The 26,212-nt window shown below is 58.6% G+C and carries 27 protein-coding genes, 2 tRNA genes and 3 pseudogenes; 14 read left to right on the top strand and 18 right to left on the bottom strand.

Annotation, left to right across the window (positions count from 1 at the left end; all coding sequences use genetic code 11):
- Window positions 1-304: 304 nt before the first annotated feature.
- Window positions 305-2,059: a hypothetical protein gene (locus ACM62Q_RS08030; RefSeq protein WP_415035349.1), complete on the top strand. Its 1,755-nt coding sequence runs from the start codon at window positions 305-307 to the stop codon at window positions 2,057-2,059.
- Window positions 2,060-2,118: 59 nt separating this feature from the next.
- On the opposite strand, the gene ACM62Q_RS08025 is transcribed toward ACM62Q_RS08030, so the two are convergent.
- The 6 genes from ACM62Q_RS08025 to mltG all read right to left on the bottom strand — a co-directional run bounded on the left by ACM62Q_RS08025 (window position 2,119) and on the right by mltG (window position 6,653).
- Window positions 2,119-2,742 carry an ankyrin repeat domain-containing protein gene (locus tag ACM62Q_RS08025; protein ID WP_415035347.1) on the bottom strand — a complete coding sequence of 208 codons (624 nt, stop codon included), beginning with the start codon at window positions 2,740-2,742 and terminating at the stop codon, window positions 2,119-2,121.
- A 12-nt stretch (window positions 2,743-2,754) separates the two neighbouring features.
- Window positions 2,755-3,528: a TatD family hydrolase gene (locus ACM62Q_RS08020; RefSeq protein ID WP_415035345.1), complete on the bottom strand. Its 774-nt coding sequence runs from the start codon at window positions 3,526-3,528 to the stop codon at window positions 2,755-2,757.
- A 5-nt stretch (window positions 3,529-3,533) separates the two neighbouring features.
- Window positions 3,534-3,896, bottom strand: coding sequence for a PilZ domain-containing protein (locus tag ACM62Q_RS08015; RefSeq protein ID WP_415035343.1), 363 nt, complete (start codon window positions 3,894-3,896; stop codon window positions 3,534-3,536).
- Between the two features lie 5 nt (window positions 3,897-3,901).
- Window positions 3,902-4,960 carry a DNA polymerase III subunit delta' gene (locus tag ACM62Q_RS08010; RefSeq protein ID WP_415035341.1) on the bottom strand — a complete coding sequence of 353 codons (1,059 nt, stop codon included), beginning with the start codon at window positions 4,958-4,960 and terminating at the stop codon, window positions 3,902-3,904.
- 62 nt (window positions 4,961-5,022) lie between these two features.
- The gene (tmk, locus tag ACM62Q_RS08005) at window positions 5,023-5,643 is read right to left on the bottom strand and encodes a dTMP kinase (protein WP_415035339.1); all 621 of its coding nucleotides are present in this window, start codon (window positions 5,641-5,643) and stop codon (window positions 5,023-5,025) included.
- Window positions 5,640-6,653 carry an endolytic transglycosylase MltG gene (gene mltG, locus ACM62Q_RS08000; RefSeq protein WP_415035337.1) on the bottom strand — a complete coding sequence of 338 codons (1,014 nt, stop codon included), beginning with the start codon at window positions 6,651-6,653 and terminating at the stop codon, window positions 5,640-5,642. The genes tmk and mltG overlap by 4 nt, the downstream gene beginning before the upstream one ends.
- A 195-nt stretch (window positions 6,654-6,848) precedes the next feature.
- On the opposite strand from mltG, the gene ACM62Q_RS07995 reads away from it, so the two are divergent.
- Entirely contained in the window at window positions 6,849-7,895 is a 1,047-nt protein-coding gene (locus ACM62Q_RS07995; protein WP_415035336.1) for a YgfZ/GcvT domain-containing protein, read from the top strand.
- A gap of 2 nt (window positions 7,896-7,897) precedes the next feature.
- A complete protein-coding gene (locus ACM62Q_RS07990) occupies window positions 7,898-8,659 on the top strand; it encodes an NRDE family protein (protein ID WP_415035334.1) in 762 nt (253 codons plus the stop codon).
- Here the strand turns inward: ACM62Q_RS07990 and ACM62Q_RS07985 are convergent.
- From ACM62Q_RS07985 to ACM62Q_RS07965, 5 genes are all read right to left on the bottom strand, one after another.
- Window positions 8,629-9,111, bottom strand: coding sequence for a L,D-transpeptidase family protein (locus tag ACM62Q_RS07985; RefSeq protein ID WP_415035332.1), 483 nt, complete (start codon window positions 9,109-9,111; stop codon window positions 8,629-8,631). The two genes, ACM62Q_RS07990 and ACM62Q_RS07985, sit on opposite strands and share 31 nt — an antisense overlap.
- A gap of 10 nt (window positions 9,112-9,121) precedes the next feature.
- Window positions 9,122-9,577, bottom strand: coding sequence for a tRNA adenosine(34) deaminase TadA (tadA, locus tag ACM62Q_RS07980; protein ID WP_415035353.1), 456 nt, complete (start codon window positions 9,575-9,577; stop codon window positions 9,122-9,124).
- Between the two features lie 62 nt (window positions 9,578-9,639).
- Window positions 9,640-10,200, bottom strand: a complete 561-nt coding sequence (gene moaE / locus ACM62Q_RS07975) for a molybdopterin synthase catalytic subunit MoaE (RefSeq protein WP_415035330.1) — start codon at window positions 10,198-10,200, stop codon at window positions 9,640-9,642.
- Window positions 10,201-10,230: 30 nt separating this feature from the next.
- On the bottom strand, window positions 10,231-11,805 hold the full coding sequence (locus ACM62Q_RS07970; RefSeq protein ID WP_415035328.1) for a peptide chain release factor 3: 1,575 nt from the start codon (window positions 11,803-11,805) through the stop codon (window positions 10,231-10,233).
- 105 nt (window positions 11,806-11,910) lie between these two features.
- Window positions 11,911-11,986 (bottom strand) — tRNA-His (locus tag ACM62Q_RS07965).
- A 169-nt stretch (window positions 11,987-12,155) separates the two neighbouring features.
- Between ACM62Q_RS07965 and tig the strand changes: the two genes are divergently transcribed.
- The 6 genes from tig (at window position 12,156) to ACM62Q_RS07935 (ending at window position 18,515) form a co-directional block, all read left to right on the top strand.
- On the top strand, window positions 12,156-13,469 hold the full coding sequence (gene tig, locus ACM62Q_RS07960) for a trigger factor (RefSeq protein WP_415035326.1): 1,314 nt from the start codon (window positions 12,156-12,158) through the stop codon (window positions 13,467-13,469).
- 90 nt (window positions 13,470-13,559) lie between these two features.
- Window positions 13,560-14,189, top strand: a complete 630-nt coding sequence (gene clpP / locus ACM62Q_RS07955; RefSeq protein WP_415035324.1) for an ATP-dependent Clp endopeptidase proteolytic subunit ClpP — start codon at window positions 13,560-13,562, stop codon at window positions 14,187-14,189.
- A gap of 15 nt (window positions 14,190-14,204) precedes the next feature.
- Window positions 14,205-15,479 (top strand): ATP-dependent Clp protease ATP-binding subunit ClpX, encoded by a 1,275-nt coding sequence (clpX, locus tag ACM62Q_RS07950; RefSeq protein WP_415035322.1) that lies wholly within the window; start codon window positions 14,205-14,207, stop codon window positions 15,477-15,479.
- Window positions 15,480-15,580: 101 nt separating this feature from the next.
- Window positions 15,581-17,995, top strand: a complete 2,415-nt coding sequence (gene lon / locus ACM62Q_RS07945; RefSeq protein ID WP_415035320.1) for an endopeptidase La — start codon at window positions 15,581-15,583, stop codon at window positions 17,993-17,995.
- Window positions 17,996-18,133: 138 nt separating this feature from the next.
- Entirely contained in the window at window positions 18,134-18,406 is a 273-nt protein-coding gene (locus tag ACM62Q_RS07940) for an HU family DNA-binding protein (RefSeq protein WP_415035318.1), read from the top strand.
- Between the two features lie 33 nt (window positions 18,407-18,439).
- Window positions 18,440-18,515 (top strand) — tRNA-Val (locus ACM62Q_RS07935).
- Window positions 18,516-18,668: 153 nt separating this feature from the next.
- On the opposite strand, the gene ACM62Q_RS07930 is transcribed toward ACM62Q_RS07935, so the two are convergent.
- The 3 genes and pseudogenes from ACM62Q_RS07930 to ACM62Q_RS07920 all read right to left on the bottom strand — a co-directional run.
- On the bottom strand, window positions 18,669-19,049 hold the full coding sequence (locus tag ACM62Q_RS07930) for a type II toxin-antitoxin system death-on-curing family toxin (RefSeq protein WP_415035316.1): 381 nt from the start codon (window positions 19,047-19,049) through the stop codon (window positions 18,669-18,671).
- Between the two features lie 3 nt (window positions 19,050-19,052).
- Window positions 19,053-19,283 (bottom strand): hypothetical protein, encoded by a 231-nt coding sequence (locus ACM62Q_RS07925; RefSeq protein WP_415035314.1) that lies wholly within the window; start codon window positions 19,281-19,283, stop codon window positions 19,053-19,055.
- Window positions 19,284-19,672: 389 nt separating this feature from the next.
- Window positions 19,673-20,368: pseudogene (locus ACM62Q_RS07920) on the bottom strand (IS256 family transposase); the annotation flags it as partial.
- On the opposite strand from ACM62Q_RS07920, the pseudogene ACM62Q_RS07915 reads away from it, so the two are divergent.
- A pseudogene (locus tag ACM62Q_RS07915) lies at window positions 20,356-21,165 on the top strand (ISAs1 family transposase); the annotation flags it as partial. The pseudogenes ACM62Q_RS07920 and ACM62Q_RS07915 sit on opposite strands and share 13 nt — an antisense overlap.
- Window positions 21,166-21,170: 5 nt before the next feature.
- On the top strand, window positions 21,171-21,353 hold the full coding sequence (locus ACM62Q_RS07910; RefSeq protein ID WP_415035312.1) for a helix-turn-helix transcriptional regulator: 183 nt from the start codon (window positions 21,171-21,173) through the stop codon (window positions 21,351-21,353).
- Window positions 21,354-21,385: 32 nt separating this feature from the next.
- Here the strand turns inward: ACM62Q_RS07910 and ACM62Q_RS07905 are convergent, their stop codons facing one another.
- The 3 genes and pseudogenes from ACM62Q_RS07905 to ACM62Q_RS07895 all read right to left on the bottom strand — a co-directional run.
- Window positions 21,386-22,333, bottom strand: a complete 948-nt coding sequence (locus ACM62Q_RS07905; protein ID WP_415035310.1) for a nucleotidyl transferase AbiEii/AbiGii toxin family protein — start codon at window positions 22,331-22,333, stop codon at window positions 21,386-21,388.
- Window positions 22,317-23,282: a type IV toxin-antitoxin system AbiEi family antitoxin domain-containing protein gene (locus ACM62Q_RS07900; protein WP_415035308.1), complete on the bottom strand. Its 966-nt coding sequence runs from the start codon at window positions 23,280-23,282 to the stop codon at window positions 22,317-22,319. The genes ACM62Q_RS07905 and ACM62Q_RS07900 overlap by 17 nt, the downstream gene beginning before the upstream one ends.
- A gap of 12 nt (window positions 23,283-23,294) precedes the next feature.
- Window positions 23,295-23,561, bottom strand: a pseudogene (locus tag ACM62Q_RS07895) (tyrosine-type recombinase/integrase); the annotation flags it as partial.
- Window positions 23,562-23,592: 31 nt separating this feature from the next.
- On the opposite strand from ACM62Q_RS07895, the gene ACM62Q_RS07890 reads away from it, so the two are divergent.
- The 3 genes from ACM62Q_RS07890 to ACM62Q_RS07880 are packed head-to-tail and all read left to right on the top strand — an operon-like array spanning window position 23,593 to window position 25,000.
- The gene (locus tag ACM62Q_RS07890; RefSeq protein WP_415035351.1) at window positions 23,593-24,561 is read left to right on the top strand and encodes a helicase-related protein; all 969 of its coding nucleotides are present in this window, start codon (window positions 23,593-23,595) and stop codon (window positions 24,559-24,561) included.
- The gene (locus ACM62Q_RS07885) at window positions 24,558-24,773 is read left to right on the top strand and encodes a hypothetical protein (RefSeq protein ID WP_415035306.1); all 216 of its coding nucleotides are present in this window, start codon (window positions 24,558-24,560) and stop codon (window positions 24,771-24,773) included. Before ACM62Q_RS07890 ends, ACM62Q_RS07885 begins: the two co-directional genes overlap by 4 nt.
- 11 nt (window positions 24,774-24,784) lie before the next feature.
- Window positions 24,785-25,000 (top strand): helix-turn-helix transcriptional regulator, encoded by a 216-nt coding sequence (locus ACM62Q_RS07880; RefSeq protein ID WP_415035304.1) that lies wholly within the window; start codon window positions 24,785-24,787, stop codon window positions 24,998-25,000.
- On the opposite strand, the gene ACM62Q_RS07875 is transcribed toward ACM62Q_RS07880, so the two are convergent.
- Window positions 24,987-26,183, bottom strand: coding sequence for a tyrosine-type recombinase/integrase (locus tag ACM62Q_RS07875; protein WP_415035302.1), 1,197 nt, complete (start codon window positions 26,181-26,183; stop codon window positions 24,987-24,989). The two genes, ACM62Q_RS07880 and ACM62Q_RS07875, sit on opposite strands and share 14 nt — an antisense overlap.
- Window positions 26,184-26,212: the final 29 nt, after the last annotated feature.

Raw genomic sequence — 26,212 nt, 5'->3', positions numbered from 1 at the left:
GCCCCGTGCGCGGATCCGGCAACTCGGCAAAGGCTTCCGTCAGTGTCATTTCTACCCCCGACAAAAATCGAGAGTAGCCCCGATTTGCCCAAGGTCCATAAGCCCCTGTCATAACTAATTGATTGTGAACGACTTTCTTTTAGGGTTTACGACATCTGCGTATGCGATAGCCCTGGATGCGCTCTATGCCGATATTTTGCTGCGGGTGTTCAATGCCCCGGCCCGTCAGCGCTTGAAACTGGTCAACATCAAGAGCAGCAAGGGGGAATTGGCCTTGCGCGTAGGCGATGCGCAAGCCTTTGGCTTGATCAACATCGGCGACGATGCCGGTTTATTCGCCATGGCGCAGGAAGCCGAGGCCTTTGACAGCGAGCGCGACGATTTCGGTGGCGCGCTGTTCGGCACGCTGAACAACAAGGACAGCCACCTGAATGTGCTGATCGGCTCGCGCAAGTTCACCGAGGGCTGGAGTAGCTGGCGCGTATCCACCATGGGCCTCTTGAACATGGGCCAGGGCGAAGGCTCGCAGATCATCCAGTTGTTCGGACGCGGGGTGCGCTTGAAGGGCAAGGGCTTCTCGCTCAAGCGCAGCTTGCCGCATGAGAGGCCCAAAGGCCTGCACCTGGACAAGCTGGAGACGCTCAACATCTTCGGCGTGCGCGCCAGCTACATGGCCGCATTCAAGGATTACCTGCGCGAGGAAGGTGTGACGGAGGTGCTGACCCTGGATTTCCCGACCCAGGCTAATTTGCCTCAAACGAAGTTGAAGACCCTGGCGCTCAAGGACGGCTACAAGGACAATCAGAAACTCGGGTTCAAGCGCAAGGTCTTCCCCACCCTTTACGAGTTTCCAGAGCAGTTCATCGATAAAGAGACTGGAAAACCCAAAATCAAGCCCCCCCATGTGGTGCTCGACCTCTACCCGCGCGTGGAGGCACTATCGAGCAAGGACAAAGGCGTTACTGTCACCACCACGAACGCGCACCATGAGGGCAAGCTGGACACCAAGCTGTTCCCGATGTTCGATTGGAATCGTATTTATCTGGCTTTGCAGAACTGCAAGCTGCAGCGCGGCTGGAGCAATCTGCGACTGGAACGGCAAAAGCTGATCGACTTCTGCGCGAGCGCAGAGGATTGGTACACGCTGTTCGTGCCAAAGGCGGAACTGAACGTGACCACCTTCGCCGACATCCGCAAACAGGAGGACTTCCTGATCCGGCTGCTGACCGACTACACCGACCGCTTCTACAAGGCGCTGAAGGCGGGCTATGAAGGCCAGTTCTACGGCATTGTTCATGTGAACGAGGACGATGGCTCCATGCTCAAAGGCGGCTATAAGCTATTGATCAATGATTCCGCTGATGGCCAAACCTACAAGGCACAGCTGGAAGCCCTGAAACAGCTCATCAGCGAGGGAAACTTGGGACAAGTCAGTCAGCAATGCCCGCCGCACATGGTCGCCATTTGCTTTAACCAGCATCTGTTTTATCCGCTGCTGGGTTTTGATAATGATGATGGCAAAAAACAAGTGCCGCTGAAATTAACCCCGCTGGGCTTGGGCGCAAAAAGCGAGGTACGGTTTGTCCGCGATCTGGAAGCGTTCTACAACTCCAGCGCAGGTAAGGAAGCGATTGGCCCGCGCAGCCTGTACTTGTTGCGCAATGCGGCCAGTGCGAACAAGGGTTTGGGTTTCGCCCTAGCGGGCAACTTCTACCCGGATTTTTTACTCTGGCTGGTGGACGATGCGCCAGATACGGGAACAGCCAAGCAATGGCTGAGCTTCGTCGACCCGAAGGGGCTACGCAATCTCGATCTGTCGCACCCCAAGCTGGGGCTGTACAAGGAAGTGAAGACGCTGGAGGCTACGCTGGCTGAGCAGGCCAAGGCGGGCGAAGCGCCGTTGGTCTTGAATGCTTTCATACTCTCCCCGACCAAGTTCACCGACCTGCTCAATATGAACAATGCTGTGAAGAAGGCCGATCTGGAAAACCGCCACGTCTTGTTCATGGAAGACGGTGCGAACGCCTATCTGCAAAAACTGTTCCAAAAACTGAGTTGAACGATCGCCCTGGCCGGGTGCTGATTGATCCGCTTCGATAAAACCTGGCGCAAGCGCAGTTATTTGCCCTGTTGATCGATCAACTCGGCAATGTCTGTATTGCTGTGTTGCAAGGCGATTTGGCGGGCGGTTTCGTTGCGGTCGGTTTTTTTGCTGGTGTCTGCGCCGGCTTTAAGCAGGATGCGGGCGATTTCGGTGTGGCCGGTGCGGGCGGCAGCGATCAGGGCGGTCATGCCGTTTTCGGGGCTGGCATTGACGTCGGCACCGCGGGCGAGAAGGAGCTGGGCAATCTCTTTATGCCCGCCAAACGCGGCATATACCAGCGGCGGCCAGCCGGGGACGGTTTGCGCGGCACCGGCATCGAGCAGGGCGCGTACGGCTTCCAAATGACCGCGAAAGGCGGCTTGTGCGAGCGCCGTGTCGCCGGCGCTGTTGCGGGCGTTGAGCTTGGCGCGGTGAGCGATGAGCAGTTTCAGCAAATCGTTGTGACCATCACGCGCGGCGAGCATGAGCAAGGTGTTGCCCTGCGGGTCGCTGGTATCGACGGAAGCGCCGCGTTGCAAAAGGCTGCGAATATCGCTCGTGCTGCCAAGCATGGCACCGTGGATGAGGTCGTCGTAGGTGCTGGCCTGCAAAGGGAGTGCGCAGGCGGCAATAAGGGTCAGGGCGAACAGTTTTTTCATGATTTTTATCATCTACTCTGTGGGTTCAATGTTAAACAAGCGGTAAAAATTAGCGCAGGTCGCGGCACTGACTGCCGCATGGGTAAGCCCGCGCAAACGGGCGATTTCCTCGCCGACATAGGCGACATAAGCCGGTTGATTGCGCTTGCCCCGATAAGGCACAGGAGCGAGATAGGGGGCATCGGTTTCGATCAAGAGGCGGTCTAGCGGGCATTTTTGCGCCACCTCTTTCACCTGCACGGCATTTTTGAAAGTCACGATGCCGGAAAAAGACAGATAAAAACCCAAATCAAGCGCCGCCCGGGCGACCTCCCAGGTTTCGGTAAAGCAATGCATGACGCCGCCCACCTGCCCGGCGTCTTCTTCTTGCAAGATACGCAAAACGTCGGCCGCGGAATCGCGGGTATGTACGATCAGGGGTTTGCCGCTGCGGCGGGCGGCGCGTATGTGGGTGCGAAAACGTTGGCGCTGCCATTCCGGCTGGTCTTTGTGCCAGTAGTAATCGAGGCCGGTTTCACCGATGCCGACGATTTTTGGGTGCTCGGCAAGCCGGCAGAGCTCTTCCAGCGTGGCTTCCTGCGCCTCAGCGTACTCTGGGTGCACGCCGACGCTGGCATAGAGGCAAGCGGCCTGTTCTGCCAGGGCCAGCACCCGGGGAAAGTCTTCGAGATTGACGGCAACAGTGAGGGCGGCGCGCACCTGTTTTTCCTGCATCGCGCGCAACATCTGCGGCAAAGCGCCGGCCAGTTCTGCCAGATCGAGGTGGCAGTGCGAATCGATCCACATGGAATTTACAGCGTATGGGTGGGACGCGCCGATTGCAGAACGCCGCCCAGCAAACCTTCGATTTTACGGCGCGCTTCGTGGCCGCTTTCGTCGTTGTTGAAATGCACGCCCACGCCTTGCGCGCGGCCATTTTGCGCTCCCGGCGGCGTCACCCAGATGACGGTGCCAGCGATCGGCAGTTTGGTCGGGTCGTCCATCAGGGACAAAAGCATGAAAACCTCATCGCCCAAGGCATAGCCCCGAGTGGTCGGGATAAAAATTCCGCCATGTTTGACGTGCGGCATGAATGCGGCGTAAAGCGCTGATTTTGAATTGATATTCAAAGAAAGTACGCTCGGGCGCTGCGGTATGTTTTTGGCTTCACTCATGGGCGTCATTCACTCGTTCGTGATCTGAACAAACTCTGATAATCAAGAAAAACACCTTCCAGAAAAAGGCGTCCGTTCAAGGGCTGTTCGGCTTCTCGGCGCTGCGCGGCAAGTTTGCGATACGCACGCAGCAGACGGGCGCTGGGCATCTTAGCAGCCAGGGCGCAGATTTTATCGCTTTGCCCAAGAAAATAGCGCACCGGCAGGTGGTTGGCCGCCTGCGTCAGATCGATCAGCCATTTTTGCAAAACCTCGACGATCTGGCGCAAAGCGAGCGCCCCTTTTTGCTCGCGGATGAGTTTGTCCAGCTCGGCCGCCGCGCGCAAAGGGTCGTGCCCTTCGCCCTGCTCCAGATGTTTGAGCACGAGGGCCAGCCAGTGGCCCGAGCTGGCATTTTTTTTGCCGCCCGCCGCACTCATTTCTTCCGCCATTTCACTGGCCAGGCGCACCGCACCGCCACTCAAGGCCAGCCAGCGCTCGGCTTCAGCCAAGCCGTTGGCACGCATATAGGCAAGTGCGCCAGACCTTTCCGGCACACCGACCGCAATACTTTGGCAACGGCTACGAATCGTAGGCAAGAGCCGTGATGATTCATCAGTTACCAATAAAAACAAAGTATTTACAGGAGGTTCTTCAAGTACTTTAAGAATAGCATTGGCCGCATTTCGATTCATCGCTTCGGCCGGATTGACGAGCACGATACTCAAACCGCCACGGTGACTCCCCACGCCGAGAAACTCATCGAGAGCGCGCACTTGATCGATGACGATTTCCTGACTGGCTTTCTTTTTGCGCCCGCTTTCTGCTTCCTCACCGCCTTCTTTACTGACGTTTTTTTCGCTCTCCGCTTCATTTTCCGCTTTTTGCTGGGCGGCCAAGACGGCCGGTTGCAGCAGGCGAAAATCTGGGTGATTGCTTTGGGCAAACCAGTTACAGGCCAAACACTGCGCGCAGGCGCGCCCGTCTGCCGCCGGTTTTTCACACAACAAGGCGGCGGCAAAACTCTTGGCCAGGGAAAATTTCCCGATGCCACGCTGGCCACTGAGCAGAATCGCATGCGGCAACTTTTGGCGCCGCTGAACAAGGGCTTCCCAAGTCGGTTTATGAAGCTCTAAAATGTTCATAATCAATTAGATTTGATTGTTTCTTGAAGTATTGCATCAAGAATTTTCCGAATCACTTCCAAGCTTTGATTGGCATCGATCAGCCGTATTCTGTGGGCAAAATGCTGCGCCCGGTCGAGATAGGCCTGGCGTACCCGCTCATGAAAATCGGCACGTTCCTGCTCGAAACGATCGAGCGAGCGATTGGCCAGCACGATGCGCTCGCGCGCCACTTCCAGCGGCAGATCAAACAGCAAGGTGAGATCGGGCTGCAAACCTTCGAGCACCCATTGCTCCAGTGCGAGAAATTTCGCCTTATCGAGGCCGCGCCCGCCGCCCTGATAGGCCCAGGTGGCATCGCTAAACCGGTCGCACACCACCCATTGCCCACGCGCCAGCGCAGGTTCGATGACCTGGGCGAGGTGTTCGCGCCGCGCCGCAAACATCAACAGGGTTTCCGTTTCCAGATGCATGGGTTCGTGCAACAGCAAGTCGCGCAGTTTTTCGCCCAGCGGCGTGCCGCCCGGCTCGCGCGTGACCAATACGCTCAAGCCGCGCTGGCGCAGGCACTCTGCCAGCCAATCGACATGGCTGCTCTTGCCGGCACCGTCGATACCTTCAAAGGTGATGAATTTGCCTCTCATGGTCTGCCTCGTTGATAGCGGTTGACCGCCCGGTTGTGTTCTTCCAGCGTGCGTGAAAAATGGCTGCTGCCATCGCCGCGCGCCACAAAATAAAGTGCTGGTGTTTGCGCCGGCGCAAATGCTGCCTGCAAAGCGGCCAGCCCCGGCATGGCGATCGGGGTCGGCGGCAGGCCAGCGCGAGTATAGGTGTTGTAGGGGGTATCGGTTTGCAGGTGGATTTTGCGCAAATTGCCGTCGAAATTTTCACCCAAACCGTAAATCACGCTGGGGTCGGTCTGCAGGCGCATGCCGATGCGCAGGCGATTGACGAAAACGGCGGCGACCTGCGTGCGATCTTCTGCGCGCCCGGTTTCTTTTTCGATGATGGAAGCCATGATCAAGGCTTCTTCGGCGTTTTTATAGGGCAAACCGGCGGCGCGCGCCTGCCAGGCCGAGGCCAAGGCGCGGTCCATGGCGTGCTGGGCGCGGCGCAGGATATCGAAATCGCTGCTGCCGGTATCAAATAAATAGGTATCCGGCAAAAACCGCCCTTCCAGCGAAGTCAAACCGAGTTTTTGCGCAATGTCGGCCTCGCTCAGTCCTTGGCTATCGTGTTGCAGCGTGGTTTGCGCATCCAGACGGGCGCGAAACTGGCGAAAAGTCCAGCCCTCGACCAAAACGACACTGACCAGGCTGACTTTGCCGCCCACCAGTTTTTGCAACAGGGTTTGTGCGGTTTCATCGGCGGCCAACACATAGCTGCCCGCCTTGAGCGCCCCGCCCTGCCCTTGCACCCGCGCCAGCACGGCAAAGAGCGAGGCATTCAAGGGTACGCCGGCGGCATTGACGATCTGCACGATGGCACGCAAACCGCTGCCCGGCGGAATACGAAATTCAATCGCCGGGCGTGTCGCAGCGGGCGCGCCAGAAGAAGATGGCAGCAGTGTTTGCGTTGCCCAGGCGTAAAACAGCCCGCTGGCGAGCGCAACGAGCAAGAACAGGACAAGTAATAAACGCAGGGTAAAACGCATGGGAACTCGGGGGCTTGAATCCGGTCTGTGCAGCAATCCCGACAGCGGATCAAGGCAAAATCAAGGCAAAAATAGCGAACGCAGAAACAACAAAAATGACGGCAAAGTGCCTGCGACAAGGGTCGTTATAATAGCCCACAAACCCCTCTCCGCCCCGCTCTGCGGCCGGCGAAACCCGAGCAAGGAATTTTTCTCATGAATTTACACTGGCGCAGCTTTCTTGTTTCCTCGGCGGCTAATTTTTCAGAACCGGCCAAAGAATCAAGCAACGGCACCCCTTCAGCCGACACCGTGCTCGATTTTGGCGATGCGCGCGGCGAATTGCAGGCGGCCACGCAACACACCGTGCTCGTGCCGCTCACGCATCTGGCGGTCATCGAAGCTGGCGGTGCCGATGCCCAAAACTTTCTCCACAGCCAATTGACCAGCGATATCAAAGCGCTGGCCAAGCACACGGCGCGCCACGCCGGCTGGTGCACGCCCAAGGGGCGGCTTTTGGCCAGCTTCATCGTGAGCCGTGAGGCCGACAATTACCGCCTGTTACTGGCCGAAGATTTGCGTGCATTTTGCGAAAAGCGCCTGCGCATGTATGTGCTGCGCGCCAAGGTGACGCTGAACGCAGATGAAGCCCTCGTGGTGCTCGGCCTGGCCGGCGCGCAAATTGCCGAAACGCTTGCAACGGCCGGCTTACCCTGCCCGGAAGCGCTTCTTTCTTGCGCCCGTCACGGCGCTATCGAAATCCTGCGCCTGGACGCGCAACGGGTCATTCTCTTTTGTCCGCTGGCGCAAGCACCGGATCTCTGGGCGCAACTGGCGAACAAGGCGCGCCCGGCCGGTTTGCCGGTGTGGCAATGGCTGGATGTCGAAAACGCCTTGCCTTTGGTGACCCTCGCCACGCAAGAAGCTTTCGTGCCGCAAATGCTCGATCTGGAAAAAATCGGTGCCTTAAGTTTTAACAAGGGCTGCTACCCAGGGCAGGAAATCGTTGCTCGCACGCAATATCTGGGCAAGGTAAAGCGCCACCTGTACCGCGTCAGCGCAACTGTTCCCCTCCTGGCCGGCGAGGAAATTTTTTCGCCAGAACAGGCCGACCAGTCCGTCGGGCGCATCGTCAACGGCGCACCGACACCAGACGGCGGTTTTACGGCGCTGGCGGTGATTCAAGCCAATTACGCCGCTTCTGCCCGCCTGGGCGCACGCGATGGGGCCGCGCTCACGGCGCATGCCGTCTACGCGGATTAAAAATGTGCCTGATCGTTTTCGGCTGGCAAATTCACCCTGACTACCCGCTCGTCGTTGCGGCCAACCGGGACGAATTTCACGATCGCCCCAGCGATGCGGCAGCCTTTTGGCAAGATCATCCGGAAATTTTCGGCGGCCGTGACCGCCAGGCCGGCGGCACCTGGCTCGCCGCCCATCGCAACGCAAAATTTGCCGCCGTGACCAATATCCGCGAACCCGGCGCGCCGCCCGGGGTGCGTTCGCGCGGCGAACTGACGGCAAATTTTCTTGCCCAGTCGCGCCGCCCGCTCGAATTTGCCAGGGAAATCGATGGGACGGCCTACGCCGGTTTCAATCTTTTGCTCGCGGATCAGGACGAGCTCGTCTATTTGAGTAACCGCCCCGCATCCGGCGTCGATGCATTGCAGGTTTTAGCGCCGGGTATTTATGGCTTGTCCAACCACCGCCTCGATACCCCTTGGCCCAAGCTTGTTCAGGCACGCGCAGCCTTTACCGCAGCCCTGCCCCATTTGCCGGCGAGTGAGGATTTTTTTGCTCTGCTGGCCGACCGACAAGTCGTTCGCGATGCCGCGCTCCCCGATACCGGCGTGCCGCTGGCCTGGGAGCGGCTGCTATCCGCCGTATTCGTGCATTCGCCCGAGTACGGCACACGCGCCTCTACCCTGTATTGGCGCAAAGCTACGGGGGAAGCTTTATTACTGGAAAAAAGCTTTGCCGCAGACGGCCGGGAAACTCAGTTTTCGCAGATTTCTACCGGCGTATAGCAGGGTACTGCGTCGAACAAGTCGATCAAATCTGCATTACGCATCCGCACGCAGCCATGCGAACCGGGTACGCCCATTTCGGCACAATCCGGCGCACCGTGGATATAGACGTAGCGGCGCATGGTATCAACCCCGCCCAAGCGGTTGCGCCCGGGTTCGCAGCCCGATAGCCAAAGAATGCGCGTCAATATCCAGTCGCGCTGCGGGTACTGTGCGGCCAATTCCGGACTCCAGATTTCCCCGGTCGGCCGACGGCGTACGAATACCGTGTTTTCCGGCTGGCCGGCACCGATTTTGGCGCGGATCACATGCGCCCCGCGCGGCGTCTGAAAGCTGCCGAAACACTCCCCCACCCCGGCTTTGGCGGTAGATACCGGGTAACGGCGCAAAACATGGTGGTCGCCAGCAAAAAGCAGCAATTCCTGCCGCGCCACCGATATCTGAATTTTCATGCCCGCATCTTCATTTCGCCCGCCGCCGGCCGGCAAAAAAAGCACTCAGCAAACCGCCACATTCCGCCGCCAGCACGCCACCTTCGACACGGGCATGAAAATTCAGGCGCTCGACACCGAACAAATCCACCACGCTGCCATGCACGCCGGTTTTTGCATCGCGCGCGCCATACACCACCCGGGCAATACGCGCATGCATGATCGCCCCAGCGCACATGGCGCAAGGCTCCAGCGTGACGTACAGGGTGCAGCCCGGCAGGCGGTAATTTCCCAGAGTGCGCGCCGCATCGCGCAGCGCAGAAATTTCGGCGTGCGCGGTGGGATCGTGCTCGCCAATCGGTGAATTAAAACCGCGTCCGATGATCTCGCCATCGCGCACCACCACCGCGCCGACCGGCACTTCGCCCAAACACTGCGCCGCGTGCGCCAGAGAAATCGCCTCGCGCATGAAATACTCATCGCCCAGCGCGGGTAATTCCGTGCTGACAGCAGCGCTCAAAACGATATTTTCGGAAAACTCAGCGCCACTCATGGGGTCGCCGGCGCAGCCTGGGGGAATGCTTCGCACTCGCCGGCTTGATCTATGGACTTAGCCGTTTGCCGATCTGTTTGCTTATTCGTTTGCTTATTGGTTTCCCAGCGCGCCGCCGCCGCCGTGTCGCTTTCGCGCGCATCGACCCAAGCCGCACCGGCGCTGCCTTCTTCCCGCTTCCAGAACGGGGCGCGGGTTTTCAGATAATCCATGATGAATTCGCAGGCGGCAAAAGCCTCGCCGCGATGGGCGCTGCTCACCGCCACCAAAACGATTTGCTCACAAGGCAAAAGCGCACCGACACGGTGAATGACGAGCGCCCGGCGCAATGTCCAACGTTCTTGTGCGGCATCGACAATGGCCTGCAAGGATTTTTCCGTCATGCCTGGGTAATGTTCCAGCGTCATGCCTGTCACTCCGGCACCCGCGTTGACATCACGCACCAGGCCGAGAAAACTCGCCACCGCCCCGGCTCCGGCATCGCCCGCACGCAGCGCAGCAAGCTCCTGGCCGACATCGAAATCTTCGGTTTGAATACGAATCGTGCTGCGGTTCATGGCGCAAAACAAGCAAAGAAAAGGACCATGCTAAGCCACTTCCCGCGTTTCCAGGAAGCGCAGCTTGGGATATTTTTCACGCACCATGTTCAAGTACACGTTGTTCGGCGCGAGATAAACCGGATCATCCGCCCCATCGAGCGCGACGTTGGCGCTGTAACGGTCGGACAACTGGCGCAATTCTGCCGCATCACCAACGATCCAGCGGGCGGTCGAACAGTTGTAATGCTCGAAAATCACCTGCACGCCGTATTCGTGTTCCAGGCGATGCGCCACCACGTCGAACTGCAATGCGCCGACCGCGCCGAGAATCATGTCGGTGCCGGAAATCGGGCGGAACAACTGGGTCGCGCCTTCTTCAGCAAGTTGTTGAAGACCTTTTTGTAATTGCTTGATTTTTAATGGATTACCAATTCTTGCCAAGCGGAACATTTCTGGCGCAAAAGAAGGAATTCCGGTAAAACGCAACTCCTCGCCTTCGCTGAAAGTTTCGCCCAAACGGATGGTGCCGTGGTTGGGAATGCCGATGATGTCGCCAGAAAAGGCTTCATCCGCCGTGCTGCGATCGCGCGCCATGAAGGTAATGGCATTGTTGATCGACAAGGTCTTGCCGCTTGCCACCTGCTTCACCTTCATGCCCCGGTCAAAGCGCCCGGAACAAACACGCAAAAAGGCAATGCGGTCGCGGTGCTTGGGGTCCATATTGGCCTGAATCTTGAACACGAAACCGGAGAATTTCGCTTCTGTCGCTTCCACCTGCCGCGTTACCGCCGGATGTGCCGCCGGGGCCGGTGAATAATCAACCACGGCATCGAGCAGGCTTTGCACGCCGAAATTATTTACCGCCGAGCCAAAAAACACCGGCGTCTGCTTGCCGGCCAAATAAGCCTGCACATCAAAAGCGTGCGAGGCACCGCGCACCAGTTCGATATCCAGCCGCAGTTCTTCGGCCTGCGCGCCAAGCAATTCATCCAGGCGCGGATTACCCAGCCCCGGAATCACCTCCGCCGTGCCTTTTTCTGCCTGCGGGTCAAAGAAAGTCACCGTATCGTTATAGAGGTGATACACACCGCGAAACCGCTTGCCCATGCCAATCGGCCAGGTCATTGGCGCGCATTCAATGCCCAGTACCGATTCGATTTCATCGAGCAGATCGATCGGCTCCTTCCCTTCGCGGTCCAGCTTATTCACAAAGGTCAAAATCGGCGTATCGCGCATGCGGCAAACGTTCAAGAGCTTGATCGTCTGCGCTTCCACGCCATTGACCGAATCGATCACCATCACCGCCGAATCCACTGCGGTCAGGGTGCGGTAGGTATCTTCCGAAAAATCCTCGTGGCCCGGCGTATCGAGCAGATTGATCATGCATTCGCGGTAAGGAAACTGCATCACCGAAGAGGTCACCGAAATGCCGCGCTGTTTTTCCAGCTCCATCCAGTCCGAAGTCGCATGCCGCGAAGCCTTGCGCGCCCGCACCTCCCCTGCCACCTGAATGGCACCGCCGAACCACAACAATTTTTCCGTCAGCGTCGTCTTCCCCGCGTCCGGGTGGGCAATGATGGCAAAGGTGCGGCGACGGGAAATCTCTTCAACAAGAACGCTCACGGCGAAATTTTTCCAGAAATAAAGGGGCGTGATTATAGCGAAAACGGTTTTACCGCCCAAAAACCAAAAAGCCCCGCCAGCACTGGGCTGTGGGGCTTGAATTCTTGGGGCGACTGATGGGGCTCGAACCCACGACAACCGGAATCACAATCCGGGACTCTACCAACTGAGCTACAGCCGCCGCTGAAAGAGCGCGCATTCTAAGAGCTTGCCGGGTGAATGTCTACCCTCATTGCCAGTATTTTGTGCGATCAGAACATTTGCCTCAAATAATTTGAGCACGAACGCAGTCTTATCGCTGTGGTAACATTGCCCGCTTTATTTTTGCCCCTAACGCTCAGGAAATTTTCATGGAAGCAAGCACTGCACAAGTCAACGAACTGGAACGTCGCATCGATCTTAGCGTGGCGATCGCCGATCTCGAACAGGAAATGGAACCGCGCCTCAAGCGCATGGGGCGCAATTTGAAGATGCCGGGTTTCCGCCCGGGCAAGGTGCCGTTTTCCATCGTCAAACAGCAATATGGCAGCGAAGCGCGCCAGGAAGTGCTCTCGGAAAAGCTCGACCAGGCTTTTGGCGCAGCCGTAACGGCGCAGAATTTGCGCGTTGCCGGTTACCCTTCGCTGGAACCCAAGGCCAATGACAGCACCACGCACCTGGAATTCACCGCCATTTTCGAGGTTTACCCGGAGATCACCCTAGGCGATTTGTCGGCAGCCGAAATCGAGCGCCCGACCCTGGAAGTCGGCGAAAAAGAAATCGACAACACGCTCGAAATTCTGCGCAAACAGCGCGTGCGCTATGAAAATGCCGAACGCGGTGCCGCCAAGGAAGATCGTGTGGTGATCGATTTTTGCGGCAAAAAAGACGGCGTCGCCTTTGATGGCGGCACCGCCAGCGATTACCCCTTCGTCCTCGGCCAGGGCATGATGCTGCCGGCTTTCGAGGAAGCTATCGAAGGCTGCCAGGCAGGCGAAAGCAAAACTTTCGACCTGACCTTCCCGGAAGATTATCAAGCCAAGGATCTGGCCGGCCAAACCGTACAGTTCGAGATCACCGTCAAACAGGTGCAAGCCCCGCGTCTGCCGGAAATTGATGCCGATTTTGCCAAAATGATGGGCGTAGCCGACGGCGATGTGGCCAAGATGCGCAACGAAGTGACGACCAACCTGCAGCGCGAAGTGAAACGCCGCATCGAAGCACGCATCAAAGAGCAGGCCATGGACGCCCTGCTCAAGGCCAACACCCTCGCCGTGCCGGGCGCGCTGGTCAATGTCGAAATCAATCGCCTGATGGAATCAGCACGCAACGACATGGCCCAGCGCGGCATGAAGGTCAAGGATTTTCCGCTGCAAGCCGCCTGGTTTGCCGACCAGGCCAAGCGCCGCGTCAGCCTCGGCCTGTTGCTGGCCGAAATCGTCAAAACGGCCAAAATCGAAGCCAAACCGGAACAAGTGCAAGAGCTGCTGAAAGACATGGCCGCCAGCTACGAACAGCCGGAAGAGTTCATCAAGTGGTACAACAGCCAGCCGCAACAACTGGCCAGCGTCGAAGGCCTGGTGCTGGAAAACAACGTGGTGGATTGGGTGCTGGGTCAAGCCAAGGTAACGGACAAGGTCGTCGCCCTCGATGACTTGATGCAAGGTCCCGGCCAGGCCGCCTAAGCTGCCATTCTCCACACCAGAAATACGCAACTGCGATACACGACTGCAATTCGCAATACTGACGCGCAGAAAAAACAGAAGGAAAACGCCATGTTCATCGATAACAGTCATCTGAATCCGCAAGCCCTGGGCCTCGTGCCCATGGTGATCGAACAGAGCGGACGCGGCGAACGCGCCTTCGACATTTATTCGCGCCTATTGAAAGAGCGGGTGATTTTTCTCGTCGGCCCGGTCAATGACGCCAGCGCCAACTTGGTCGTGGCGCAGTTGCTGTTTCTGGAAGCGGAAAATCCGGACAAGGACATTCACTTCTATATCAATTCACCCGGCGGTTCAGTCACCGCCGGCATGTCGATTTACGACACCATGCGCTTCATCAAGCCGGATGTCTCCACCCTGTGCATCGGCCAGGCGGCTTCGATGGGCGCTTTCCTGCTTTCCGCCGGCGCGCCGGGCAAGCGTTTTGCACTCCCCAATTCGCGGGTGATGATTCACCAGCCGCTGGGCGGCTTCCAGGGGCAGGCGTCCGACATCGCCATTCATGCCAAGGAAATTTTGTCGATCAAGGACAAACTCAATCGCCTGCTCGCCGAGCACAGCGGCCAACCGCTCGAACGGGTCGAAAAAGATACCGACCGCGACAATTTCCTGTCGGCCGAAGAAGCCCGTGAATACGGCCTGATCGACCAGGTATTGAGCCGCCGCGCGACCAGCGCCTAAGGTTTAGGAGAAACATTGGTGAACGATAGCCAAGACAAGCTGTTGTACTGCTCTTTCTGCGGCAAGAGCCAGCACGAAGTCAAAAAACTCATCGCCGGCCCCTCGGTATTCATCTGCGATGAGTGCATCCTGCTCTGCGCCGATATCGTGCGCAATCCGAGCAAAGAGGACAGTGCCGGCAATTTCGAACAGGCAACGACGGACGAACTGCCCACGCCGCGCGAGATGAGCAGCATTCTCGATCAATACGTCATTGGTCAGGATGTCGCCAAACGCGTGCTTGCCGTCGCGGTATATAACCACTACAAACGCCTGCGCCATGCCCGCAAAACGGACAGTACCGTCGAACTTGCCAAGAGCAACATCCTGCTCATCGGCCCCACCGGCTCCGGTAAAACCCTGCTTGCGCAAACGCTTGCACGCATGCTCAACGTGCCATTTGCCATGGCGGACGCCACCACGCTGACCGAAGCCGGTTATGTCGGCGAAGATGTCGAAAACATCATTCAGAAGCTTTTGCAAGGCTGCGATTACGACGTTGAGCGCGCTCAGCGCGGCATCGTTTATATCGACGAAATCGATAAAATTTCGCGCAAATCAGACAACCCGTCGATTACCCGCGACGTTTCCGGCGAAGGCGTGCAGCAAGCGCTGCTCAAGCTGATCGAAGGCACGGTCGCCTCGATTCCGCCGCAAGGCGGGCGCAAGCACCCGAACCAGGATTTCATTCCGGTCGATACCACCAACATTCTCTTTATCTGCGGCGGTGCGTTTGCCGGTCTGGAAAAAGTGATTCGCAACCGCTCCGAAAAAGGCGGCATCGGCTTTGGCGCTGAAGTCAAGAGCAAGGACGATGGACGCGAAGTGGGTAAAACCTTGCTCGAAACCGAACCGGAAGACCTCATCAAATTTGGCCTGATCCCGGAACTGATCGGCCGCCTGCCCGTGGTTGCCACCTTGCAGGAACTCGATGAAGCCGCCCTGGTGCAAATTCTGACCGAGCCGAAAAACGCGCTGGTCAAACAGTATCAAGAGCTCTTCGCCATGGAGCAGGTGGAACTCGAAATTCGCCCCGGCGCACTCACCGCCGTGGCGAAAAAAGCGCTGCAACGCAAAACCGGCGCGCGCGGTCTGCGCTCGATCATGGAACACGCCTTACTCGACACCATGTACGAACTCCCGGGCATGGGAAATGTCGAAAAGGTCGTGATCGACGAAAACATGATTACCAGCAACACCCCGCCCCTCTTGATGTACACCGAACAACCCAAGGTTTCCGGAGGGAACTGAGTTTGGCGGCGAAAGCTGCCGCCCCCCTCTTGAAACGGTGTTGTTCGCCCCCATTTGGGGGCTTCGTACTTATTGTCTCGCAAATCAAAAAAGGCACTTCGATGACCCAGCCCAACACCCTTTCGGAACCCCTCGTCCTCCCGCTGCTCCCCTTGCGCGACGTGGTGGTGTTTCCGCACATGGTGATCCCGCTTTTCGTGGGCCGCCCCAAATCGATCAAGGCGCTGGAAATGGCGATGGAATCCAGCAAAAAAATCATGCTGGTCGCCCAAAAATCCGCCACCAAAGACGAGCCGGATGCCGACGACCTCTACCGCATCGGTTGCCTCTCCAATATCTTGCAAATGCTCAAACTGCCGGACGGCACCGTCAAAGTGCTGGTTGAAGGCACACAGCGCGCGCAGATCGATGCCATTGACGCACAAGATGAAGTTTTCATGGCCAGCATTCAAGCGCTGCCGCAACAAACCGGCGACGACCACGAAGTGGAAGCCATGCGCCGCACCGTCATCAATCAGTTTGAGCAATTCGTCAAACTGAACAAAAAAATCCCGCCAGAAGTCCTCTCTTCCATCGCCGCCATCGAGGACAACGGCCGCTTGGCCGACACCATTGCCGCCCACTTGCCGCTCAAAATCGAGCAAAAGCAAGACGTGCTCGAAATGGACAGCGTGCGCGCGCGCATCGAACGCCTCTTGTCGCAGCTGGAAGCAGAAATCGACATACTGCAAGTAGAAAAACGCATTCGCGGCCGCGTCAAACGGCAAATGGAAAAAAGCCAGCGCGAGTACTACCTGAACGAGCAGGTCAAAGCCATTCAGAAAGAACTGGGCGAAGGTGAAGACGGTGTCGACCTGGAAGAGCTGGACAAAAAAATCAACGCCGCCGGCATGAGTAAAGAAGCGCTTGCCAAAGCCCAGAGCGAACTGAAAAAACTGCGCCTGATGTCGCCGATGTCCGCCGAGGCCACGGTGGTGCGCAACTTCATCGAAACCCTGGTCAATCTGCCTTGGCGCAAAAAAACCCGCATCAGCAAAGATTTGAATGCGGCAGAAAAAGTGTTGGATGCCGACCACTTCGGGCTGGAAAAGGTAAAAGAGCGCATCGTCGAATACCTCGCCGTGCAACAGCGCGTCGATAAGGTCAAAGCGCCCATCCTGTGCCTGGTTGGGCCTCCCGGTGTCGGCAAGACCTCGCTCGGCCAGTCGATTGCCAAGGCCACCAACCGCAAATTCGTGCGCATGGCTTTGGGCGGCGTGCGCGACGAAGCCGAAATTCGCGGCCATCGCCGTACCTACATCGGCTCCATGCCGGGCAAGATTCTCAACAGCCTGACCAAAGTCGGCGTCAGAAACCCCCTTTTCCTGCTCGATGAAGTCGATAAACTCGGTCAGGATTTTCGCGGCGACCCCTCCTCCGCCTTGCTGGAAGTACTCGATCCGGAACAGAACAACACCTTCCAGGACCACTACGTCGAAGTCGATTTCGATCTTTCTGACGTGATGTTCGTGGCCACCGCCAACTCACTGAACATCCCGGCACCGCTGCTCGACCGCATGGAGGTCATCCGCCTCTCCGGTTACACGGAAGACGAAAAAATCAACATCGCCATGCGTTACCTGCTCCCCAAGCAGATGAAAAACAACGGCGTCAAAACCAGCGAACTCACTGTCGCCGAAAGTGCTGTCCGCGACATCGTGCGTTACTACACCCGCGAAGCCGGCGTGCGTGCGCTGGAGCGCGAAATTTCCAAAATCTGTCGCAAGGTCGTCAAAACCCTGGTCATGAAGGCGCGCGAAGGCAAAATGACCGTCAGCGCAAAAAATCTCGACAAATACCTAGGCGTACGCCGTTACAACTTCGGCATGGCGGAAAAAGACAACCAGGTCGGCCAGGTCACCGGCCTCGCCTGGACCGAGGTGGGCGGCGAATTGCTCACCATTGAATGCGCCAATATGCCAGGCAAGGGCAACATCCTGCGCACCGGCTCACTGGGCGACGTGATGAAGGAATCCGTCGAAGCCGCACGTTCTGTCGTACGCGCCCGCGCCCACCGCTTGGGCATCGCTGCCGACATCTTCGAGAAAACCGACCTGCACATCCACGTTCCCGAAGGTGCCACCCCCAAGGACGGTCCTTCGGCGGGCATTGCCATGACGACAGCGCTGGTCTCTTCCTTTACCGGCATTCCGGTACGCTGCGACGTCTGCATGACAGGCGAAATCACCCTGCGCGGCGAAGTGCTTGCCATTGGCGGCCTCAAAGAAAAGCTACTGGCTGCCGTACGTGGCGGTCTGAAAACGGCCTTGATTCCGGAAGAGAATGCCAAAGACCTGACCGAGATGCCAGATAACATCAAAAACCGCATCGAGATCGTCCCGGTAAAATGGATCGACCAAGTGCTCGAACGCGCCCTGGAGCGCATGCCGCACGCCTTGCCGGACCAAGAAGACAAGCTCCCTGAACTCAGCGCACCGAGCACAGAAACCATCAAGAAAACACCGCTTACCCATTGATTCTTAAAGAATGCCATATGGAAAACGCTTCCAACACTGAGAAAACCCGTGAAATCCGCTTGACACAAGGATTTCCAAAAGGATATAAAGCCGCCTTCGCACAAATTTCCACACCATAAACCACTCTCGGGGACCGTAATGAACAAGACTGAACTAATCGACCAAATCGCCACCGCTGCCGACATTTCCAAGGCTGCTGCCAGCCGCGCGCTGGACGCTACGGTCGATGCCATCAAAGGTGCTCTGCAAGCCGGTGACAGCGTCAATCTGATCGGCTTTGGCACCTTCTACGTTGGCGAGCGCGCCGCCCGCACCGGCCGCAACCCGCAAACCGGCAAAACCATCGAAATCAAAGCCGCCAAATCGCCCAAATTCCGCCCGGGCAAAACGCTCAAAGACGCAGTTAACTGATATAATTTCAGACCTATCCTGCTTCTGGCAGATGGGTGCTTAGCTCAGTTGGTAGAGCGTCGCCCTTACAAGGCGAATGTCAGCGGTTCGACCCCGTTAGCACCCACCAAAACAATCCCGCTAACTCAATGAGTTAGCGGGTTTTTGCTTTGTGGGCCACCGACTTGCCGCCCACTCTAAGTCACTGACATCCACCCACAAAAACACGCTATCCTACCGAGCAACATTACAGCAAGGCGAATCTCGCTTCTCGTTCATGGCATCACTCTGCGGCGACGGCAAACGACCGCAGCCAGGGATCGAGGTGGGCGATATCGAAGGTGCCCGACTCGAACATCTGCATCATCTGCGCATAAATCTGCGGTGGAGCGCGCCGCAAGCGCCAGCCATTGATGCGCAGGAAGACGTCAGCCGCAGCAAAGGCGATGCGCTTGTTCCCGTCCACAAACGGATGGTTGATTGCCAGGCTTTCCAGCAGGGCAGCTGCCTCGCCCACGATGTCATCGTAGTAGCCGGTCTGCGGGCGGAACAGTGCGGCCTCCAAAGCCCCAGGGTCACGCACACCCGGCGCACCGCCGTAACACTGCATCAGCACCGTGTGCATACCCAGCACATCGGCCACGGTCAGGTAATCGTGCGCCATGGTTTACTTGGCCAGTTCGCGGTAGAGGCTATCGAACTCATCCAGACTAGATGCGAAAGAAGCCATCACGTAGCGGCGAGGGTGCTCCTTTTGCTGCCGGTCGATGTAATCGCGCAAGGCGTCATCGAGTACCGCCTGGAACTGGCGGCCCTGGCTTTCTGCGATTTGACGCAACGCAGCCAGCACATCGGGTGCAGCCTGGGAGGAAAACTTTTCGCGGACAGCAGTCGTCATAGCTATCTCCATCATGATTCATCTTGACGTTTCATGATAAAGCAAAATAAAAAGGTTTCCCACCGCGTTTATGACGCTCGATGCCTGACAGGTGGCCTTGGTTGACAATCCGAATTACCTAAATATCCTTTGGCATGAACGGGGGCTTCTGTCCGACAAGCTTACCCTTATTCCAAGCGCATGAGCCTCCCTTGGTTTTTTGTCTACCAAGGGATGGGTTTCATGCTACCAGTTTTTCCTGATCTTGGCGGCTGATCCAGTTCGCCAAGAACTGCACAGGCGATTGGTAGCCGAGGGTTGAATATTGCCGTTTTCGGTTATAAAAAACCTCGGATAGTGCAACAAATTTTCTGTAAAAACTTTCAGGCGATGACATCGGGATGATGAAATCAGTCTTTCAAGTTGAGATAGATCTTGCCTGTCATCCACTCCTCATCGCACTCGGCGAGCAGTGCGGAGACGAGTCTGAGGCAAGATGCAGCATTGGGGAAGATCGAAGCGACGCGGGTGCGGCGTTTGATCTCGCGGTTGATGCGTTCGAGGCCGTTGGTTGTGCGCAAGCGGGTGCGCTGCCCGTGAGGGAAAGCAAATACGGCAAAGCCCTCGGGCAGATTTTCCTCGGCCCAGTGGGCGAGTTTGGGTGCCTCGGTTTTCCAAGTGTCGATGGCTTGGTGCAAGAGCCGTTCGGCCTCGGCCTTGTCGGGGGCATTGAAGATCGAGCGGATGCGCTGGGCGACGGGTTTTTTCTGATCCAGGCGCGCGACATAGGCCCCCGCATTCTGCTGCAAATGGAACTGGCAGCGCTGCCAAGGCACGCTGGGCAGAGCGGCGCGCCGGGCCGCCTTGAGACCGGCGTGGTCGTCGGAGACGATCAGCTTCACGCCCTTCAAGCCGCGCTTGATCAGGCTGTCGAGGAAGGCGCGCCAATGCACCTCGGCCTCAGACAGGGCGACCGACACGCCCAGCACCCGGCGCTTGCCGTCCGCAGTGACGCCAACGGCCACCAGTACCGCACAATCGACCAACTGGCCGCCCTCACGCACCCGCTCGTAGCGGGCATCGAGGAACAGGTACCGTGGTCGCCATCGATGGCAAGACCAGCCGCCGCTCGTCGAGCAAAGTGGATGCCACGCCGTTACACCTGATCAGCGCTTTTGCCGCCGGAGCCCGTCTGGTGCTGGGGCAGCGCGCAACGGCGAAGAAATCGAACGAGAAGACGGCGATACCGGAGCTGCTGGCCACGCTGGCACTGGACGGGTGCATCGTCACCATTGATGCGATGGGTACCCAGGCCAATATCGCCCAAGCGATCCGCAATCGTGGTGCCGATTACATTCTGGCGGTGAAAGATAACCAACCGACCTTAGCGGACTCGATGCGAGACTTCTTTCTCCAATTCCAGGCGCAGCCAGCGCGCACCCCACACACGGTGAGCGAAACGATTGAGAAGGATCACGGCCGACTGGAAACCCGCCGCTGCTATGCCTTCGACCAACTCGAATGCCTGGCCCGACCCGAGCAGTGGCCCGATCTAAAATCCTTTGCGGTGATCGAGACACAACGCTGCATCAATGGCAAAACCTCTCTCGAGCGCCGTTTTTACATCAGCAGCCTGCCCCCGGATGCCTCGCGCCTGGCCCGGGCGGTGCGGGCACATTGGGCTGTCGAAAACAGCCTGCATTGGTGCATGGATGTGGCCTTCGCCGACGACCAGATGCGCGCCCGCACCGGCTATGCCGCTCACAACCTCGCCGTCTTGAAGCACATCACCCTCAACATCATTCGCCTCGACCCCATCAAACGCAAGGGCAGTATCAAAACCAAACGACTTATCGCCGCCACCTCTGACCTCTACCGCGCTCAACTGCTCGGCTTGGCGTGACTTTCATGCGATTGCCCTGTGAATTCCCCCGGCGCTTCAATCTGACGCCGCGCTGCGTGGTATGGGACCTGGCCGAGGTAGAAGCCTGGATCGAGGAACGCAAGCAAGCCCCTCGAATCAACGCCGCCAAACCCGATGTCCACCTACGAAAAACCCGCCCTGTTCGGGCGGGTTCGGGCCAGGATTGAGACCAGAGGCAACCTCACCTAAGCACCTCGCCTCATCTGGCACCAACGATCCGGGCCAGTGTTTCTTCCAGCAGGCTCCGATCCGCCGCACGCTTGGCGTCGGTGCGCTGTGCCAGGTTGTGTAGCTTGCGCCGGACAGCCGGTAAATCGCCCGCATGTGGAAGTCCGATCAGATCGAAGTCCGGCTGCTGATCTTCAATGGATCGTAGGAACACACACGATGGCTCATCCAGCCAATCGGCCACGCGCACCAACAGGCGCTCATGAATATCCAGTAAGACTTCGGCTTCAATAGGCTCAGCCGTCATGCCTTTGAAGTGCGCCTCGAATGTCGCTGCGAAATCCGCAGGCACGCGGGGCGCCAGCATCTCCCAGGCAGGCTTGGGACTGCAGGTCAGGTAGACGAGAAAAGTCCGCCAGAGTGCCTGATCCGCTCGTTCGTCTTCCAGCAACAAGCCAACATCGAAAAGATCGCGCGGATGCTGCCGCGAGAGTGCAGCAGCCAGCTTGCCGGCATAGAGATCAGCAAAATCCAGTACCTGTACCGAGGCGAAACCGAACGCGTCCTCCACCCTGGGACGCACCACCATGTTGCGCACTGGATGCACCGCACCACGCATGACCGGCGTTGTCTCGATCTGCACACGCGCGCGACCGCGACTGGCCACCAAGCGCGTAACGCCTGCGCCCTCGCCTGCCGACAACTGCACCTGCAATTGCAGGGGCCGGGCGCGCAGCATATCGGCCAGTCGCCCAAGCGCTTCGGCGATCAGCTTCGCATCCTCGGCATAGTCATGCACCGGCAACCAAGCCAGATCAATGTCCACCGACAAACGTGGCAGGTCGTGCTCGAACAGGTTGATTGCCGTGCCGCCCTTGAGCGCGAAGCGCGGCTCGTGCGCCAGCACCGGCAGGATTTCGACCAACAGCCGAACCCGGTCGGTGTAGCGGCGATCCCAGTGATCAAGCCAGGTGTTCATCGAGGTCTCCCGGCAAAGTGATCTGGTAGGTCGGATGCAAACGACCGCCAGGCACCAGTGCGCGTTTTCCCCGGCCCAGATCGACTCCCTCCAGTGACACGTGCGCCAGCCACGCATGCCGGTGGCGCTCGGCCAGCGCCAGGAACACCCGTTTGGCCTTGATGCTGCGGCAGTGGCGCAACAGCAGGCCAACCCGCTGCGGCCGCAGCGTCGTCATGGCCTGCATCAGCGCATCGGCTTCGTAGACCAACGTTGCGCCCGCGATGCCATCGCACAGCTCCAGCATGGCCCGCTCGGGCGTGGAGCAGACCAAGGCATCGGTGCCCGGCGCAGCCTGATGCCAGGTCAGCCCTTGCTCGGACAGCGTCTTCTCGGGCACCTCCGATGCGAACGACAAGGGGGGCAGATCGAATGCGCCTTTGCCCAGGAACTCGAAACGCTGCTCCAACGGTAGCTTGCCGAGCCAACCCGGTGACCGCCCTGGCCCATACAGGGCGATTGTTCCGGCGTCGCCCAGACGCAAATAGTGCTCGTGCCCCTGCAGGCTGAGTGCGAAGCGGCCGCCGACATGCAGTGGCATCCCCTCCCTAACCTGCAAGCTGCGAACCACGCCTTCCCACTGCAGGTGGCCGCCCTTGCGCATGTAGACGCCGCGTACAGGCGACACCAGCCAACCACTGCTCACGTAGCGTGCGACGAGGCTGTTGGAGTAGCCGTGTGCCCGCAGCCAGCGACTCGATATCAGACGTGTGTCGCCAAGTTCGGCTAGCAACAGGTTCAGTTTTCCTGTGTTTTGATCACCCATAGTGCTCAAAATACAGCTTTTATAAACTCCTGCCAAGGCCTGAAGGTTTGGTGGATGGAAGAAATGATCACTAATAGTGATCCTTTTACGACAACAATAAACCGCACGCCGTGCACCGGTGGCTCGCTCAGAGAGAACGATCATGCCGTTCTCCCTTCACAAGGCCGCGCTGAGGACGGGAACCACCACGTTCTCCGAAAGCAGCTTCGGCACATGGGTGCGCCCGTCGATCCAGGCATCCACCATATCCGCCCACTCTTGCAGCATGTGGCGCCGTTGCTCGGCGTACTCGGCTTTGTTGTAGATCGAACGCGACGAACGGCCGTCCTCGTGGGCGAGGCACTTCTCGATCCAGTCGCCATTGAAGCCGACCTCGTTGAGCAGCGTCGAACCTGTGCGACGCAGGTCGTGTACCCGTGGCGGCGAGTTTGTGGCCAACGAGTTGCAGCAGGCCATGGACAAGGACTACTTGATTCAGGGCGCACTGGATGAAGTGGCCCGATACGCCCACGACCGCAATCACATCCTTGGCTTCTGCGCTGGCGTGGAGCACGCCTACCACTGCGCCGAGGCCTGCCGCGCCCGTGGCTGGAAGGCTGACTACGTGACCGGCGACATGGCACCAGGCGAACGTGACGCCAAGATAAATGCCTTCAAGGAAGGTCGCACGCGCATCCTGTTCAACGCCATGCTGCTGACCACTGGATTCGATGCCCCGCACATCGACTGCATCGTGATGCTGCGCCCGACGAAATCCACCGGCCTGTACGTGCAGATCATTGGGCGCGGCTTGCGCAAGCACCCCAGCAAAGAGAACACCCTGATTCTGGACTTCGCCGGCAACGTCGAGCGCCACGGCCCCATTGACCAGATCAAGGTCAAGAAGAAGGCTGAAAAAGGCGAAGGCGTCAGCGTGGCCCCGGTCAAGGAGTGCCCCAACTGTCAGGCGCTGGTGCATGCCGGTGTGCGCGAGTGCCCGGAGTGCGGCAATCTGTTCCCGGAAAACGAGGAAGCCAGGCACGGCACCGAAGCCGCTGATGCGGTAGTGGTGGCTGCGCTGGAGAAGCCGCGCACCTACACCGTGGATCGTGTCGAGTACGAACGGTACGCAAAGATTGGCAAGGCCGATTCCGTCAAGGTGACGTACTGGTGCGGCCCCTCCACGTTCAACGAGTGGCTGCCCATCGAGGACGACCGGGTCTACGTCAAGAAGCACGCCGTTTCGTGGTTCTGGCAGCGTGGGTGCATCTGCCCCAACCATGTCGAGGAAGCACTCGCCATGGTGCGCGACAACCGCATCCCATCCCCTGACACCATCACCGTTGCGCTTTCCGGCAAGTATTGGCGCGTGCAGTCCGTCGATATGGGCCGCCGTCGCCTGGACGTGGCGAGTGTCGCAGACCGTGACGAGGTGGCATTTTGAGCGAAGCCCTTTACACCACCAAGAAAGAAATCGCCAAGCGCATCGAAGTGCTGCGCATGGAAATCAGCTTTCTCGAATCCATCAACACCGGCTGCGCGTCATGCGATGCCTTCGACGGGCGCGGCTGCAAGCGTGCTGGCGGGGTTGAGCCGCCGCCCGAGGTCAAGGCGCAAGGCTGCCCCGAGTGGAAGTGGGACGAGATACCTTTTTAGGCGAGGCGATCATGCAACTCATCAACAAGAAAACACTGCTGGGCATGATCCCGCTGTCGGAGAAGGCCATCTACAACATGGAAAAGCGCGGCGACTTCCCCAAGCGCATTGCCCTCACCAGCCGTAACGTCGCGTGGGACTTGGACGAAGTGACCGGCTGGATCGAGAGTCGCAAGTCATCCGGGGGACAGGCGGCACGCCCTGGGCAAACGGTCATCGTTTCTTGACCGTCCATCCGTCAATCATGTCTGCCCAATCCTGCAACATGGCCGTGCGCTGCTCCCGGTACTCGGCCTTGTTGTACACCGCCCGCACCCCCTTCTGTTCGTGGGCAAGGCATTTCTCGATCCAGTCCGTGTTGTACCCAGCCTCGTGCAGCAAGGTGCTGGCCGTGCGGCGCAAGTCATGCGGCCCGAACTTTGCCAGTTCCTTGCCGTCTTTCTGCGCCAGCGTATAGACCAGTTCCAACACCCGGTTCAGCGTGGCATTGCTCATTGGCGCATCGGCGTCATAGCGCGACGGCAGCACCCATTCAGACCCACCGGCAAACGTCTTGAGTGCCATGAAGATTTCCAGAGCCTGCCGTGACAGGAACACCAGATGTGGGTTGCGGCGCTTCATCCGGGCTGCCGGGATCGTCCATAGGGCATCCGTGAAACTGATCTCGCTCCACTTGGCATCGGTCAGTTCGCCCTTGCGCACCATCGTCAGCAGCAGCAGCTTGCACGCCACCTTGAACTGCGGGCCTGCGGACACCTTTTCCAGATACTCGTACATCAGGCCGATCTCATCCGGCGATAGGGCACGCTCACGCGGCGCGAACCGGGCAATCGCCGTCGGCCTCACCATGCCAGCAGGGTTTTCGACACGCTGCCCGCGTTCGTTCGCCCAGCGGTAGATCTGCATCACCACCTCGCGGGAATGAACCGCCGTGGCCGGCGCCCCCCTGGCCACGATCTTGTCGGTCAGGTCGCGCAGATCGTCATGCGTGATTTCGGTCAGCAGCTTGTTGCCGAACGGGCCTTTCAGTTCCCGGTCGTAGCAGGCGCGGCGCATGTCCCGTGTCGAGTCGGCCATCTCGTACCCGCGCAGCCACGCCTGCGCCCAGTCGTCGAACGTCTTGGCGTCCTTGTCCCGGTTCTTGGCTCGCGCCTTCTCTCTGGCCGGTGACTTGCCAGCGGCGATCATCTTCTTCGCTTCGTCCAGACGCTCCCGCGCTTCGGCCAGCGTGATGCCGCCCACGCCGTACTGGCCGAACGTCACCGTCTCCTGCCTGCCGTTCAGGGCGTAGTTGTATCGGAATGAAATGCCACCTGCCTTGGTGACGGCCACATAGAGGCCGTCTCGGTCGGCCACCTTGTACATCTTGTCCTGCGGCTTCAAGTTGCGCAGCTTGGTATCGGAAAGCATGGCTCTCTCCTTGTCGTTCGGTTGTTCGT

Origin of the sequence: Azonexus sp., from assembly GCF_047638095.1 — a bacterium.
GTDB lineage: Bacteria > Pseudomonadota > Gammaproteobacteria > Burkholderiales > Rhodocyclaceae > Azonexus.
Note: the sequence above shows the minus strand (reverse complement) of the source record. Positions and strands in the feature narration are given on the sequence as shown.